Annotated in this window: 15 protein-coding genes; 8 read left to right on the top strand and 7 right to left on the bottom strand. The window is 70.7% G+C overall.

The window, feature by feature from the left end; genetic code table 11:
* Positions 1-16 precede the first annotated feature (16 nt).
* Positions 17-901, bottom strand: coding sequence for a sigma-70 family RNA polymerase sigma factor (locus ACIQGQ_RS10075; protein WP_402392991.1), 885 nt, complete (start codon positions 899-901; stop codon positions 17-19).
* Between the two features lie 100 nt (positions 902-1,001).
* Here ACIQGQ_RS10075 and ACIQGQ_RS10070 point away from each other — a divergent pair, with 100 nt between their 5' ends.
* Positions 1,002-1,451, top strand: a complete 450-nt coding sequence (locus ACIQGQ_RS10070) for a carboxymuconolactone decarboxylase family protein (RefSeq protein WP_402393438.1) — start codon at positions 1,002-1,004, stop codon at positions 1,449-1,451.
* A 77-nt stretch (positions 1,452-1,528) separates the two neighbouring features.
* On the opposite strand, the gene ACIQGQ_RS10065 is transcribed toward ACIQGQ_RS10070, so the two are convergent.
* A complete protein-coding gene (locus ACIQGQ_RS10065; RefSeq protein ID WP_402392988.1) occupies positions 1,529-1,951 on the bottom strand; it encodes an RNHCP domain-containing protein in 423 nt (140 codons plus the stop codon).
* Between the two features lie 26 nt (positions 1,952-1,977).
* Positions 1,978-2,346 carry an RNHCP domain-containing protein gene (locus ACIQGQ_RS10060; protein ID WP_402392984.1) on the bottom strand — a complete coding sequence of 123 codons (369 nt, stop codon included), beginning with the start codon at positions 2,344-2,346 and terminating at the stop codon, positions 1,978-1,980.
* Positions 2,347-2,744: 398 nt separating this feature from the next.
* On the opposite strand from ACIQGQ_RS10060, the gene tsaD reads away from it, so the two are divergent.
* Both tsaD and ACIQGQ_RS10050 read left to right on the top strand, forming a co-directional pair.
* Complete coding sequence (gene tsaD / locus ACIQGQ_RS10055; protein ID WP_402392982.1) at positions 2,745-3,803, top strand: tRNA (adenosine(37)-N6)-threonylcarbamoyltransferase complex transferase subunit TsaD; 1,059 nt, start codon at positions 2,745-2,747, stop codon at positions 3,801-3,803.
* Between the two features lie 262 nt (positions 3,804-4,065).
* A complete protein-coding gene (locus ACIQGQ_RS10050; protein ID WP_402393435.1) occupies positions 4,066-5,166 on the top strand; it encodes a HoxN/HupN/NixA family nickel/cobalt transporter in 1,101 nt (366 codons plus the stop codon).
* Positions 5,167-5,183: 17 nt separating this feature from the next.
* Here the strand turns inward: ACIQGQ_RS10050 and ACIQGQ_RS10045 are convergent, their stop codons facing one another.
* Positions 5,184-6,779 (bottom strand): oleate hydratase, encoded by a 1,596-nt coding sequence (locus tag ACIQGQ_RS10045; RefSeq protein WP_402392980.1) that lies wholly within the window; start codon positions 6,777-6,779, stop codon positions 5,184-5,186.
* A gap of 226 nt (positions 6,780-7,005) precedes the next feature.
* Between ACIQGQ_RS10045 and ACIQGQ_RS10040 the strand changes: the two genes are divergently transcribed.
* A complete protein-coding gene (locus ACIQGQ_RS10040; RefSeq protein ID WP_402392978.1) occupies positions 7,006-7,707 on the top strand; it encodes a bleomycin resistance protein in 702 nt (233 codons plus the stop codon).
* Positions 7,708-7,729: 22 nt separating this feature from the next.
* Here the strand turns inward: ACIQGQ_RS10040 and ACIQGQ_RS10035 are convergent, their stop codons facing one another.
* Both ACIQGQ_RS10035 and ACIQGQ_RS10030 read right to left on the bottom strand, forming a co-directional pair.
* Positions 7,730-7,927, bottom strand: coding sequence for a hypothetical protein (locus ACIQGQ_RS10035; RefSeq protein ID WP_402392976.1), 198 nt, complete (start codon positions 7,925-7,927; stop codon positions 7,730-7,732).
* Positions 7,924-8,337 carry an ATP-binding protein gene (locus ACIQGQ_RS10030; protein ID WP_402392973.1) on the bottom strand — a complete coding sequence of 138 codons (414 nt, stop codon included), beginning with the start codon at positions 8,335-8,337 and terminating at the stop codon, positions 7,924-7,926. Before ACIQGQ_RS10030 ends, ACIQGQ_RS10035 begins: the two co-directional genes overlap by 4 nt.
* A 226-nt stretch (positions 8,338-8,563) precedes the next feature.
* Here ACIQGQ_RS10030 and ACIQGQ_RS10025 point away from each other — a divergent pair, with 226 nt between their 5' ends.
* From ACIQGQ_RS10025 to ACIQGQ_RS10010, 4 genes are all read left to right on the top strand, one after another.
* On the top strand, positions 8,564-9,829 hold the full coding sequence (locus tag ACIQGQ_RS10025; RefSeq protein WP_402392970.1) for a helix-turn-helix transcriptional regulator: 1,266 nt from the start codon (positions 8,564-8,566) through the stop codon (positions 9,827-9,829).
* Positions 9,826-10,359 (top strand): GNAT family N-acetyltransferase, encoded by a 534-nt coding sequence (locus ACIQGQ_RS10020; RefSeq protein WP_402392967.1) that lies wholly within the window; start codon positions 9,826-9,828, stop codon positions 10,357-10,359. Before ACIQGQ_RS10025 ends, ACIQGQ_RS10020 begins: the two co-directional genes overlap by 4 nt.
* Before the next feature lie 466 nt (positions 10,360-10,825).
* Complete coding sequence (locus ACIQGQ_RS10015; protein ID WP_402392964.1) at positions 10,826-11,791, top strand: hypothetical protein; 966 nt, start codon at positions 10,826-10,828, stop codon at positions 11,789-11,791.
* Between the two features lie 264 nt (positions 11,792-12,055).
* Positions 12,056-13,882: a hypothetical protein gene (locus ACIQGQ_RS10010; protein WP_402392962.1), complete on the top strand. Its 1,827-nt coding sequence runs from the start codon at positions 12,056-12,058 to the stop codon at positions 13,880-13,882.
* Between the two features lie 7 nt (positions 13,883-13,889).
* Here the strand turns inward: ACIQGQ_RS10010 and ACIQGQ_RS10005 are convergent, their stop codons facing one another.
* Positions 13,890-14,252, bottom strand: coding sequence for a hypothetical protein (locus tag ACIQGQ_RS10005; protein ID WP_402392960.1), 363 nt, complete (start codon positions 14,250-14,252; stop codon positions 13,890-13,892).
* Between the last annotated feature and the right edge of the window lie 96 nt (positions 14,253-14,348).

Below are 14,348 nucleotides of genomic sequence, written 5' to 3'. Positions count from 1 at the left end.
CCGGACGGTCCGCCGGTCACGGGGTCAGGCCGAGGGCGACCAGGCGGGACGGGTCCGTGAGGATGTCCAGTCCGGTGATCCGGCCGTCCCTGATAGTGAAGGACATGACGGCCAGCGGCCGGTCCTCGGTGAACGACACCACTCCGGGCGTGCCGTTGACCAGCACCGGGCGGGCGTCCGCCGCGAAACGGGCGAAGGTGATCGCCTGGGACGCCACGTCGGCCGCCCCGCGCCTCAGGATGCTCGGGACGAGCGTGCCGCCGTCGGAGCGCGCCACCACCTCGGGGTCGAGAACGGTCAGCAGCGCCTCGAAGTCCCCGCTGCGGGAGGCGGTCACGAACGCGTTCACGACCTCGCGCTTGCGGGCGGCGTCCGTGTCGGCGGCCGGTGCGACACCCTGGACACGTCGGCGGGCGCGGCTGGCGAGCTGCCGGGTGGAGGCGGCGGCCCGGCCGAGGATCCGCGCGATCTCGTCGAAGGGCACGTCGAACATGTCGTGCAGGACGAAGGCCAGCCGCTCGGCCGGGGAGAGCGTGTCCAGCACGACCATGAGCGCGATCCCGACCGAGTCCGCGACCAGGATCTCCCGCTCGGGATCGAGTGTCGCGAGGCCGCTGACGACCGGGTCGGGCAGCCGGAGCCGGTCCTCCCCCTCGGGCAGCGGGTCCTCTCGGCGCGACGTACGGGAACGCAGCATGTCCAGGCAGACGCGGCCGACGACCGTGGTGAGCCAGGCGCCGAGGTTCCTCACCTCGCTCACGTCGCTGCGGCCGAGCTTCAGCCACGCCTCCTGGACGGCGTCCTCGGCCTCGGCGAGCGATCCCAGCATCCGGTAGGCCACGGCGCGCAGTTGGGCCCGTTCCGCCTCGAACCGCTCGGCCAGAAGATTTTTCTCGTTCATCCGTCACACCCCCGTGTCGGGATCCGTCGACCTGATGACGGACACTCACCGATGAAGAGGAAACACCACGTTGAACACCAACACCACGACCACCGCCCGCATGAAGAACCCCGCGATGGTCCTGCCGGACGCCATGAAGGGCATCCAGAACATCTACAAGGCCATGTACCAGGGCGGTGTCGCACCGCAGATCCTGGAGCTGGTCCATCTGCGGGCCAGCCAGATCAACGGCTGCAGCGCCTGCGTGTTCGCGGGCGTCGCGGGCGCGAAGAGCCACGGCGAGACGGACGAGCGGCTGCACGCGGTGGCCGCCTGGCGCGAGGCGCCGTTCTTCTCCGACGAGGAGCGCGCCGCGCTGGCCCTGACCGAGGCTGCCACCCGGATCGCCGACCGTTCCGGCAAGGCCGTCCCCGACGCGGTCTGGGACGGGGCCGCCGATCACTTCAACGAGGAGCAGCTCTCCGCGATCATCCTGATGATCGGGCTCACCAACTTCTTCAACCGCATCAACGCGACGATCGAGGAGCCGGCGGGCGCTTCCTGGAACTGACCCGTCCGGGCCCGGACCGGAACCACGGCCGAGGCCCCCTGCCCGGACGAGGCCGGACAGGGGGCGCGGGGACCTGGTTACGGGGTGAGCAGGGACCGGCCGACGGCCCCGGCACCGGCGAGGGGTCTCAGGGCGAGGCGCACCAGGGCGAGCGGATTGTCGTCGCCCGCGATGCGGTTGGCGCTGAGCTCACCGCAGGAGGCGCACTGGTGGATGATCGTCCACTCGCCGTCGGTACGGACGGACATGCCCAGCGCCTCCATCCGGCCGCGGCAGTCCGCGTCGCGGTCGCCCGGGATCCTCCGGTCGACGTGCCTGCTCGCCAGGCAATGGGGGCAGTGGTTGCGGTGCGCGGTGCCGGGAGCGTCCGGGGAGACGTCGAGACGGCAGGAGACGCACCGGAAGGCGCGCGTCCGGTGTCCGCCCCCGGTGTGCAGGACGTCCTTGTGCCGTTGTGGGCGCCGCCGCCCGTGACCGCTTCGCCCGTTGTGGCGCGACATGGTGATGCTCCTTTCCCGCCGGGCGGTCAGAGGGTTCCGAACGCTTCGAGGGGGAAAGGTGGTTGGGCCAGTGGCCGGACCGCCATGCGCATCAGGATGAGCTGGTTGTCGTCCGCGCACACCGGGTTCGAGGTGAGCTCGTCGCAGCGGACGCAGCGGTGGATCACCATCCAGTCACCGGTGCGGAGCACGGCGATGGCGATCGGGGACATCCGCCCCCCGCAGTCGCTCGAACCGCCCTCGACGTGGTCGAGGACGTGCCGGGAGCGCAGGCAGGAGGGGCAGTGGTTGCGCTGCGCGCCGTCGGCGGCGTACGCGGACACGGTCAGCCCGCACCAGGCGCAGGCGAAGGTGTTGAGGCCGAGAGTGTTGTTGTTGGTGGTGTGGCTGGACACCCGTGTGCTCCTTGCTGGGAAGTCTGTCAGGACAGCAAGAGCAGGCCGAGTGGCCTCGTCGAGGAACGGCCCGACACCACCGCAGGGCGGCGGACGGGCGGATCGAAGCACCGGAGGACACGTCCGGCGACCACCCGGGAACCGGGCGTCGAAAGGCGGCGGACGTTACGCGGAGCGGCGAGGCGCGCTCGGCACGGGCTGGGTCATAAAACACCCCTTCTGAGGGCATCTATGCCCATAACTAAGCAGAACGTCCCGCTCAGCTAACAGGACGCCTTCCAGGGCGGTCAACGCATTATTCGACGCCCCCCGGCCCAGGGCGGCCACGATCGCGATCCGCTCGCACTACCTTGTTGCACATAGTTTGCAATTACAGTTGATGTGCGAAAGGTAGCGACGTGGCGTCTCCGGTGGTGTTGGGTATCGAGTCCTCGTGCGACGAGACCGGGGCCGGGATCGTCTCCGGCAGTCGGCTGCTCGGGCACGTGGTGGCGTCGAGCATGGACGAGCACGCGCGGTTCGGCGGGGTGGTGCCGGAGATCGCCGCCCGTGCGCACGTACAGGCCCTCGCCCCCGTCGTACGGGAGGCGCTGGAGCGGGCCGGGCTGCGGCTCGGGGACATCGACGCCGTCGCGGTCACCACCGGGCCCGGACTGTCCGGCGCCCTCCAGGTGGGCCTCGCCGGGGCGAAGGCGCTCGCGTACGCGGCGGGCGTACCGCTGTACGGGGTGCACCACCTCGCCGGGCACGTCGCGGCCGACACCCTGGAGCACGGGCCGCTCCCGGACCCGTGCGTGGTGCTGATCGTCTCCGGCGGACACACGTCGCTGCTGTTCGTGCGGGACCTCGCGCGCGACCCGGTCCTGCACCTCGGCGACACCGTGGACGACGCGGCCGGCGAGTGCTTCGACAAGGTCGCCAGGGTCTTCGGGCTGCCGTATCCGGGCGGGCCGGCCATCGACCGGGCCGCGCGCGACGGCGACCGCCGGGCGGTGGCCTTCCCGCGCCCGCTGACCCGTCCGGGCGACGACCCCTACGCGTTCTCCTTCTCCGGACTGAAGACCGCCGCGGCCCGCTGGGCGGAGCGGCACCGCCTCCGGGGCGAGGAGCTCCCGCTCGCCGACGGCGCCGCCTCGCTCCAGGAGGCCGTCGCGGACGTGCTGACGCGCAAGGCGCTGGCGGCCTGCGCGGCGTACGGGGCGCGGACCCTCGTCGTGGTGGGCGGGGTCGCCGCGAACGCGCGGGTGCGGGCGCTGGCCGAGGAGCGCTGCGCGGCCGCCGGGGTGGCGCTGCGGGTGCCGTCGCCCGCGCTGTGCACCGACAACGGGGCGATGATCGCCGCCGTCGGCGACCTCCTCGTACGGGCCGGGGCGGAGCCGGCGCCGTTGGACATGTCGGTCGACCCGTCGGCGCCGCTGGAGTACGCGGCCCTGCATCCCGTCGCCCTCGTCCCGTGAGCGGCCGCGCCGGGGGCAGCACCCGCGCCCGAGGATGACGGTTTCGTCATGTTCCGCCCACAGCGGCGCAAAGCTTCGACCAGCGGACGGTGGTTCTTCGGCCAGGTCCGCCCCGAACCCTTCTTGCACACAGGTTGCAACAGCAGGATGCGCGCGATAAGAGTCGAGAGCGAAGCGAAAGAAGACGCGCATGGCATCCTCCTCCCCGACCCCGTCGGCCACCGCCGCACCGCCCTCCCGTCGGCGGCGCATCGCCGGGTCCATGACCCGGGCGGAGTGGCGGCGGGTGGCGGGGATGGCCGCGTTCATCGTCGCCCTGCACGTCATCGGCTGGTTCACCCTCGTGGCGATCGTCGCCCCGGCCCACTACAGCCTCGGGGAGAAGACCTTCGGCATCGGCATCGGCGTGACCGCCTACACGCTCGGCATGCGGCACGCCTTCGACGCCGACCACATCGCCGCCATCGACAACACCACCCGCAAGCTCATGCACGAGGGCCGACGCCCGCTGTCGGTCGGCTTCTGGTTCTCCCTGGGCCACTCCAGCGTCGTCTTCGCCCTCGCCGTCCTGCTCTCCCTCGGGATCAAGGCGCTCGCCGGCCCCGTCCAGAACGGCGACTCCCGGCTCCACGACGTCACCGGCTGGATCGGCACCACGGTCTCCGGTGTCTTCCTCTACGCCATCGGGATCATCAACCTGGTCATCCTGGCCGGGATCTGGAAAGTGTTCCGCGAGATGCGCTCCGGGCACTTCGACGAGGCCGCGCTGGAGGAGCAGCTCAACAACCGCGGGTTCATGAACCGGATCCTGGGCCGGCTGATGAAGTCGATCAACGCGCCCTGGCAGATGTACCCCCTCGGCCTCCTCTTCGGCCTCGGCTTCGACACCGCGACCGAGATCGCCCTGCTGGTCCTCGCCGGGACCGGCGCCGCGTCCGGGCTCCCCTGGTACGCGATCCTCTGCCTGCCCGTACTCTTCGCGGCCGGCATGTCGCTGCTGGACACCATCGACGGTTCGTTCATGAACTTCGCCTACGGCTGGGCCTTCTCCAAGCCGGTCCGCAAGGTCTACTACAACCTCACGATCACCGGCCTGTCCGTCGCGGTCGCCCTGCTCATCGGCACCGTCGAGCTGCTCGGCCTGGTCGGCGAGAAGCTCGGCCTGCACGGGCCGTTCTGGGACTGGGTCGGCGGCCTCGATCTCAACGTGGTCGGCTATCTCGTCGTCGGCCTCTTCGTCGCCACCTGGATCGTCGCGTTCGCGGTGTGGCGCCTCGGCCGGATCGAGGAGAAGTGGACCGCCGGGCTCCAGCCGAGCGGGACGAGCGGCACGAGCGGTGAGCACACCGGCGCGGAACGCTGACCCACACCACCGGCCCGTCAGGCGAAGGCGGTCTTCAGCGCCGACCAGGCGGTCTTGGGGTCGGCCAGGCCGTGGTAGATCGACGGGATCCTCCCCTGGTCGAGGCCGAAGTGGTGGTAGACGGCGTTCATGGCGCCGCGTACCGAGTACTCGACCGTGAAGACGACGTCCTCGGGGATCTCGACGAACTGGCCGAGGAAGGCGAAGTTCTCGGCGCCGTCCGGCACGACGAGCGGCCGGTCGGCCACGACGCGGCGCTGGAACTGGGCGTCGATGTACGGCATCTGGACGGTGGTGACCCGGGTGGTGGCCCGTACCTCGTCGGCGATGTCGTCGAAGCCGAGATGGCCGAGGAGCTCGTCGAGGATCTCGGCGCCCGTGCAGTCGTCCATCTTCTTCGGCACGTGGTCGCCGGGCACGTCGCCGAAGAGCGCGTACCCCCACAGGGTGTACGTGTTCTCCTCCTGGTCCCGGAAGTGCGGCTGGGCGGGGACGACGACCGACAGCAGCCAGCGCGAGTCCTTCCAGGTCATCAGGGCGCCCTCGCCGGGCACGTTGCCGGTGTACTCCTGGATGCGGTCCAGGAGGGTCCGGCCGGTCATGGTGAGGGTGAAGGACTCCCACTTCGTCTCGTCGATGTTGCCGCAGAAGGCGTTCGGGCGGCCGAAGTCCGGCGCCTTCTTCGCGATCGACTCCCACAGCCGCCAGGAACCGTCCCGCTTGTCGCGGATCAGCTCGGGGACGGTGGTGCGGTCGCCGTAGGTGGCGTCGGCGGTCATGGACCCGATGGTCAGGAACGCGTAGTCGTCCTCGCCCAGCTCGATCGTCCCGGCTCCGTCCCCGTCCCGTTCCAGGTGCAGCCGGGAGATCCGGCGCGCGTCGGAGTCGGAGAACTCGACGTCGGAGACGGTCGTGCCGAAGTCGATGTGCACGCCCTGGGCGGTGATCCACTCCTGGATCGGGCGGATGACGGAGTCGTACTGGTTGTACTTGCTGCGCCGTACGCCGGACAGGGTGTGGATGCGGTCGAACTCCTGGACGAAGGCGAGGAAGTACCGCTTCAGCTCGATCGCCGAGTGCCAGGTCTGGAACGCGAACGTCGTGCGCCACATGCACCAGAAGTTGGTGGCGAAGAAGTGCGGCTGGAAGAAGTCGTCGATGCGGCGGGCGCCGATGAGCCGTTCGGGCAGCGCGAGCAGCCGGGTCATGTCGGCGCGGTCGCGGGTGTCCAGACCGAGCCGGGCGGCGTCGGCGATGGTGCGGTCGGCGTTGATGATCCGGGCCTTGGCGTTCGTGGGGTGCTCGATGTTGAAGGCGAGCATCTCCTGCCGTACCGAGATCGCCGGGTCGTCCAGGGTCGGGATCGTCTCCAGGAGGTTCCAGAGGCACACGTAGTGCTCCTCCTCGAACATCCGGCCGCCCCGGGTGACGTACCCGCCCTCGGGCGTGGGCGCCTTCGCCCCGTCCATCGACCCGCCGGCGATCGGCAGCTGCTCCAGGATGTGCACGTTCTCCCCGGGAAGCCCCGCGTCCCGTACGAGGAAGGCCGCCGCGGCGAGCGAGGCGACACCGCCGCCGACCAGGTAGACCTTGGAGTTCTTCGAACCCGGCACGGTCGGACCTCCGGATGCGTCGCGGTGCGGGGTGGGTGCGGGATGGGTACGGCGACCGGCTCCGGGGTACGGGGGCCGACGCCCTGGGCGCACCCTCCCGAGCCTGCCCCAGATGTCCCTCCTCCGCGATCGGAGGCAGCCGCTGCCCGTCACCCGGGACGCGCGGCACGGAGCACTCGCCAGAAACCCCTGCGCACTCTAGTCAAGTTTGACTAGAGTGCGACGCATGGCCGAGACAACCGTTCCGATCCTGCCGTGCCGGACCCTCCAGCCCGTTCTCGACTTCTACACGGCCCTCGGTTTCGAGGTGACCTTCCAGCAGAAGAGCCCCAACCCGTACGCCGTCGTGGAACGCGGCGGCATCGAGCTCCACTTCTTCGGCATGAAGCGGTACGAGCCGAGCGAGTCGTACAGCACCTGTTGTGTCCGGACCGACGACGTCGACGGCCTGTACGCCGACTTCCGCGCGGGGCTCAAGCGGGCGTACGGGAAGGTCCCGTCCCGGGGGCTGCCGCGCATCGGACCGCTCAAGGACATGTCGTACGGCACGCGGCAGTTCCTGATGACCGACCCGGGCGGCAACTGCGTCCGCGTCGGGCAGCCGACGAGCGAGGACCAGCACCACCGACCGGCACCCGAGGAGACCTTCGCCCGCGCCCTGCACCACGCCTCCCTCCTCGCGGACTCGAAGGAGGACCCGGCGGGCGCCGCGAAGGTCGTCGACCGCGTGCTCCGCCTCGACGACGAGCGCCCCACACCGGCACAACTGGTCCGCCTCCTCGTCCTGCGGGCGGACGTCGCCGGGCGCCTCGGCGACGAGAGGACCGCGGCGACGGCGCTCGCCGAGGCCGCCGCGGTCCCCCTCTCCGCCGAGGAACGGGAAGCGCTCTGCGGCGACCTCGGCCGCCTGGAGGAGTTGCGCGGCTGAAGCGCTTCCCCGGGGCGCCCCCTCAAGCCCGCCCGCCGCCGTCCGGCTCACCGCGGCCGGAGGTGTCAGCGGCGTCGGACGCGGATGCCGGGGCCCGGCCGGTCGCGCCGGAGGCGGAAGCCGTGTCGACGCGCAGGCAGCCGTCGCTGCCGAACATCCCGATCAACTGCGACAGATGGGCCCGCGCGGCACTCCGGCCGGGCGGCTCTCCGGCGGTCATCCTCGCCCCTCCAGGTCCGCCCAGACGACCTTCCCCCAGCACCGAACGTCCGTCCCCCAGTCGGCGGCCAGCGCCGCCACCAGGAAAAGCCCGCGCCCTTCCTCGTCACCGTCGTCCGCCTCGCGCTCCACGGGCCGCACCTGCGAGAAGTCCGCGACGGCCACCCGTAACGTGCCTGCGGCAATCCGTTCCACCACCACCCGGATGGACTCCCGCCGGGCATGCCGCACGGCGTTGGCCACCAACTCCGAGACGACCAGGGCACCGTCGTCGCCCAGCCCCTCCATCCCCCACACGGCGCACGCCTGGTGCACCAGCCGCCGGGCCGGGGCCGCGCTCTCCGGGACGCGCGGCAGGGTCTCGCTGTAGCCGGGGTGCCCGGTCGGTCGGGCTGTGGCGGTCACGGTCATCAAGGCTCCTCGTCGGTGAACGGCAAGCGCGGCACGGCCACGACCGGAGCTGGAGCGGGCTGCTCCAGCGACCGCCGCACCACCCCTTTCGGTGGCGTTCCGCATCCAGTGAACGACTCCCGGTAAGGGTCCGAACGGAAAAGTCGCACCTCATCGCGGCGCGTAAAACCGGAAATTTCGCTGCTGCTCCCCCACCGTGATCGCGCTTCCTCGCTACCTTGAAAGCGTGGAGGCGAACAGGCACCTGGCGGATGCGCTGCACGAAGCAGGCCTGACCCAGAACGAGTTGGCGGAGGCCGTGAACGGCTACCTCCGGTCGCTCGGCCGGGAAGGCAGGGTGAGCGACCGCACCGTGCGCCACTGGCTGACGGGAAAGACCCGCTGGCCCCACCTGCGGCAACGCGACGCCCTGGAGGCGCTACTGGGCCGCAGCGTTGAGGAACTCGGATTCCTACCACCGGCAGGCCGACGAAGCGCTACCAGGACGGAGGACCCTGTGCACCGCAGAAACTTCCTCACCGCCGCCACCGGAGCAGCCGCTGTCATCGTGCCCCTGAGCGCCTCCAGGTCATATGCGGTCGGCACCGCCGACGTGATCCGGCTGCGCAACGGCCTGGACGCTCTGACGACCCTCGACGCTTCCAGAGGCGGCCACGAGAACCTGGAGCGGGTCGCGCTCGCCGGCGCGTCCGAGGCCCTGGCCCTTCAGAAGGGGGCCGCCTCGCAACGCGTCCGACAACGCCTGTTCGGTCTGGCCGCGAGCTACACCGCATCGGCCGCCTGGTCGGCCATGGACGCCTGGCAGAGCTGTCGCGCGCTGGGCCACCTCAACAGGGCGCTGTACCTGGCGGGCATGGCGAAGGATCCGATCGCCGAGTTCCAGGTATGGAATCTGCACGCCATGCTCGCGCTGCATCGTGAGGAGTTCCCGCAGGCGGTGAGCGCGGGCCGGGCCGCGCGGGCGACCGCCGTCGCACGTCGGGACCCGCTGTTCTCCTCCCTCGCCCACGCCCGTACGGCTATCGGGCATTCAGGCATCGGAGACCGTCAAGGCGCCCTGCGGTCCCTGGGGCACGCGGAAGAAGCATTGGCGAAGGCGGGTCCGGACCAGGCCCGGCCGTCCTGGGTTGCCTTCTACGGCCCCGCCGAACTGTTTGCCCTTGCCTCTGTCGTGCGGGACAAGACCGGTGATGCGGTAGGCGCGGAAGCCGCTTCGCACCGCGCGTTGTCGGCCATCCCTCAGCAGTTCCGCCGGAATCGGGCCCTTGCCACCCTTCAACTCGCCGCGGCCCAGCTTCACCAGCGCGACGTGGACCAGGCGTGCGCCTCAACCGCGAAAGTGTTCGCGCTGATGCGCGGCAACACGCTGCCTGGCCGCATGCGCTCCTACCTCGGAGATTTCCACCGTGACCTGATCACCCTCGCACCGGGTTCCGGCCCTGTACGGGAGTGGGAGGACCGCTACCGATCAGAATGGAGCCTGGCCAGATGACTCCAGCGCTGGAGCTGCGCCGCTACGGCCACGACGACCTGCCGAGTATCCGGCAGACGTTGATCGACATCCACGCGGACGTGCACGCCGCGCAGTTGGCGGACGACGAGTTCCTCCAGAAGTTCCCTTGGTTCGTGGACCACTGGGGTGGGAGCCCCGCATTCGCGTGCGTCATCGCCTACGACGGGGACGAGCCCGCGGGCTTCTCGTACGGTGCCCCCGGCGCCAAGGGCCGCGAGTGGTGGCGGAAACACCTGGATCCGGCTCCGGCCCCCGAGGCATCGCGTACCTTCCACTTCTCCGAACTGATGGTGCGCGCCCGGTGGCGCAAGACGGGTACGGCGGAGCGGCTGCACCGGGCGCTGATGGACGCCCGTGACGAATCCCTGGCCACACTGTTGGTGGACGTGACACACCCCAGGGTGCAGGTGCTGTACGAGTCCTGGGGGTACCGGAAGGTCGGGGAGGACCAGCCCTTTCCCGACTCCCCCGTGTTCGCCGTGATGCTGGTGGACCTGCCACTCTCCTGAGCCGTTCCGGCACGGATCGCCGCAGCCTGACGAACCGAGCGATCAGGCAGCGGAGTTGTCACCCTTCCTCCTTCTCATGAAAGAACGGCGTGCGCGCCCTCCGCCCATGGCCGGAGGGCGCGCACGCCGATCCCGAGGCGGCGCGGGAGCGGTCATCGCCGGGGCGTTCGCCGGGCTGTTCGTCGTGGCGCTGGCCGTGGCGTTCGCGGTGGGCCGGCGGGGGTGGCGGGCGGTGCGTTCCGCGTACAAGTTCGCCTTCGGGTGGGCGAATTGGATCACGCCCTGAACGGACGGGCCGCGCTCGAACCGGTGTCGGGCGATTGCGGCGCAAGCGGACGTTTCCATGCGGTACGGTGATCGCGTCATCACGCTCTGTGCGCTCATGTGTGCGTAGAGCGGCCCCCGGTGGTGTTCACAGCACCGATCCGAGGGCCTTCACCTACGAGTGGAAACAAGGTCCACCAAGATGCTTTGGCATGCTATCGCGCCGTCCCGTCGCTACACGAAGGCCTCGCACGATGTCGTGCGGCACCCGCGCCTGAACAGTGACGCGAAGATCCTCCTCCTGTACGTACAGGGCCTTCCCGAACAGGAGGTCGAAAAGGCGCTCAGCGATCACGCCAAGTCGCTCGGGATCTCCGGCCGGGCCTATCAGCGCGCCAAGAAGCAACTGATCGCGTCCGGGTTCGTCCACGAGTGGAAGCGGCAGGGCCGCCGGGGCTACTGGGTGACCGATCAACTTTTCGCGAACATCTCCCTGACCGACGAGCAGGCCAAGGCGGTACGGAACGACCGGGTGGGGGACGTGGTCCGCTCCGCCGTCGCTCCGGGTGCGCAGGAACCGACGGTCGGTCGGCCGAGGGGCCGGGAGACCGGCGACTATGAACCGGTAGAAGAAGAACCGGGGAAGAACTACTCCCACCCTCCCTCCGAACTCGCCGAACTCGCCGAACTCGCCGAAGTCGCGGAGAGCGAGCGGGTGCTGCTCTCCCTGCGGCACGCGCATCCGCAGCTGCACCTCGGGGTGCGGGAGGCCCGTGGGCTGGCCGAGGCGGCGGCCGAGTGGATCCGGCGCGGGGTGAGCGCCGCCGATCTGCGGCGGGCGCTGACCAGCGAGCTGCCCCGCGAGGGCGTACGGTCCGCCGTCGGCTTCCTGCGCCACCGCCTCGTCCAGAAGCTCCCGGCACCGCCCGCCGCCCCGGCTGTCGCGCCCGTATCGCCGCCTGTGGCGCGGGAGTTGATCGCCTGCGAGGCGGAAGGGGCCGTGGAGGAGCACGTGTTCCGGCCGGTCGGCGACGAGACGGTGTGCGGGCCGTGCTACCGGGAGGAGCAGGCGGCCGTCTGGGCGCGACGGGCCGAGGAAGCGAGGAACGAACCCCCCGCGCCGACCTGGCGCGAGCGCGTCGCGGCGCTCGGCGGCGCCACCGCGTAGGGCGACCGCGTAGGGCGGCTCGGACGGTCGGGGTACGGGTGCCCCCGGGTACGGCCCCGGGGACACCGTACGAAGGAGACCGGCCCTGGCCGAGTACCTGACCCTCACGCTGATGCGCGGTGAGGGACGGGAACTGCCTTGACGACGTCGGTGATGCGGTTGGTGCCGCGGCGGAACTTCGCAGGAGGCGGCGGCCCCGGATCTTCACCATGATGGTCGCCCTGGGCTACGGTCGTGCCCCGTGTTTGCAAGGGAGTTGTGCTGATGCCCCGTCATGTACTGGCCGCGACGCGCATGGACGGCAGGGAGATCGCCCGCGAGGAACGCCCCGCCGCGCCATCGCTCGCCATGATCGCCGCGTACGGAGATCTCCATGCCTGCGACTACGTGACCGTCTCCCAGGGGGAGTCCGTCGGGCTCTACGCCCGCGACCCCGGAGGCACATGGGACGCCGTGAGCCCCGGAACCGACGCGGTGACCACCGACGAGATGCGCCTGTGGTTCGAGCTCACCCACCACTACCCGGGCCCGGACGGGGCGGACCCGAACCATCCGCTGGGCAGGGCCCCGCAGCCGGGTGCCGTCGGACGCATCGACGAACAGCGCGCCATCGCCCTGGTCCAGGAGCACATCGCCACCGGAGGCCTGGACTACCCGCTCCAGGGCCTGGCCGCGGATCGGTTCGCCGCGGGCTGGAGCGTCTACGCGCCCGTCGACGTCGACGACAGCGATCCCATGGCCTTCCTCGACATGCCCGTCGGCCGTTCGGTGTTCATGGTCGGCGACACGGGGCGCATCAAGGAGGTCACCTCCGCGATCCCGCCCGGACAGGCCGACGCCCTGTTCACCGCGGAGGAGGCCTTCGTACGGCGTGCGCCCGCCGAGGAGGCGTTCATGAACGACCTCAAGGCGGAGTTCGAGCGCCTCGATGCCCGGTCCGGGCAGCCGGGCGCGACCACCGACTTCACCGTCGTCGGCACCCCGCCCGAGGACATGACGGCGGCCCGCGTGACCGCGCTGACCGACGAGATCGCCCGCCAGCTGGCGCTGTGCGGACCACAGCGGTGGGAACGCATGGTGGCGGCATTCTCCTGCGCCGTCTCCGCCGAGACGGCCGATCTGTGCTTCTGGCAGCACGAACAGCCCATAGAGGCACGGGTGCCGGAGCAGATAGCCCTCCTCGTACGCCGCCAGCGCCACCTCGCGGCCGCCATGCCGGCCGGACCGTGGCTGCGTCTGCTGGTCGCCGTCACCCAGGGGCCCGGCGGCCAGGCCCAGGTCTCCACCCAGTACGACTACGGTGACGAGCGGCTCCCCGACGGGCAGTTGCTCGCCCCCAGGCACTACCGCAACGACCTCGCCGCCTACCCGCGGGCCGAGGTACCGGCGTGGCTGCGGGCCTATGCCGGGGCGAACGGCCGACGCACGGCATCCCCGCGCACGGCATCCCCGCGCACGGCATCCCAGCGCACGGCATCCCTGCGCACGGCGACTCCGCGATCCGCACCCCCGCGCCAGGAGGCCCCCGGGCGCCCCTTCGTGGACAGTCCGGTCGGCTGGACGACGCGCGTGGTCGCCGACCAGCAGCGGATCACGTACGGCGGTGACTCGCTGACCTGGGAGGAGATCGAGTGGGTCCGGTATCCCGTCTCACGGACCAAGCACCAGGGCTTCCTGTTCCCCTCCATGTACACCAATATCTACACGTTCGGCGTGGGCAGATACGGGAGCTCACCGAAGGGCCTGGAGAATCTGACCTGGAGCAAGGGCGGAAAGCGGCCCGAGGCCCCCGAAGCGTGGCTGGCCCTGGTCGAGTTCGCCCAGCGCGTCCTTGAGCCCCGGCTGCTCGCGCAGCATCTCGACCTGATCCGGCGCGGCGGGTCGTTCAGCATCGGCGAGATGCGCGTGCACCGCGGCGGGCTCACGCTGCGCGGAGTCATGGAGGCCGATTGGGGTTCGCTCACGGACGTCAAGGTCGCGGACGGCCTGGTGTGGATCCATGAGCGGGGCAGGCAGCAGGCGGTGAGGGTGTCCCTCGGCAGCGCCAACGCCGTTCTCCTGCCACGCATCGTGGCGGCCATGGCCGTCTGAGCCGCGGCTATCCGTGCAGGCGCCCCGAGACCTGCGTGATCTCCTCGGCGCCCAGCGGGTACGGGCTGCCGTACAGCAGCGGACCGGCGACGACCGCGGGACCGGTGACGGGCGCCGCGCCGTGCTCGGCCGCGAGCCGGCTGGCCACAGGGTTGGGAGGGCCGGAGCTCGCACGACCCGGGCCCTCCTCGGCGTACCAGAGGGTGAGCTCCTCGCCGAGCTTGGTGGAGCGTATGTGCTCCGAACCGAGAAGACGGGCGACCTCCTGCACGAGATCCATCCCGTACGACGCGGTCTTCACCTGCTGGATGCCCCTGTCGGACACGAGCAGCAGGCCGGACGTCGCCTTGTTCCGCTTGAAGAGTCCCATCCCGTCACTCTATTGACGCGGCCACATCACCTGCCACCCTCTTCCCTGACTCCGTCACGCGCCGGCGCTTCGCCGCGCGCGGTGCTCCTGGCAATC

The sequence above is a fragment of the Streptomyces sp. NPDC092952 genome (assembly GCF_044754785.1).
Taxonomy (GTDB): Bacteria; Actinomycetota; Actinomycetes; order Streptomycetales; family Streptomycetaceae; genus Streptomyces.
The sequence above is the reverse complement of the archived record's forward strand: the minus strand, read 5'-3'. Positions and strand labels throughout refer to the sequence as shown.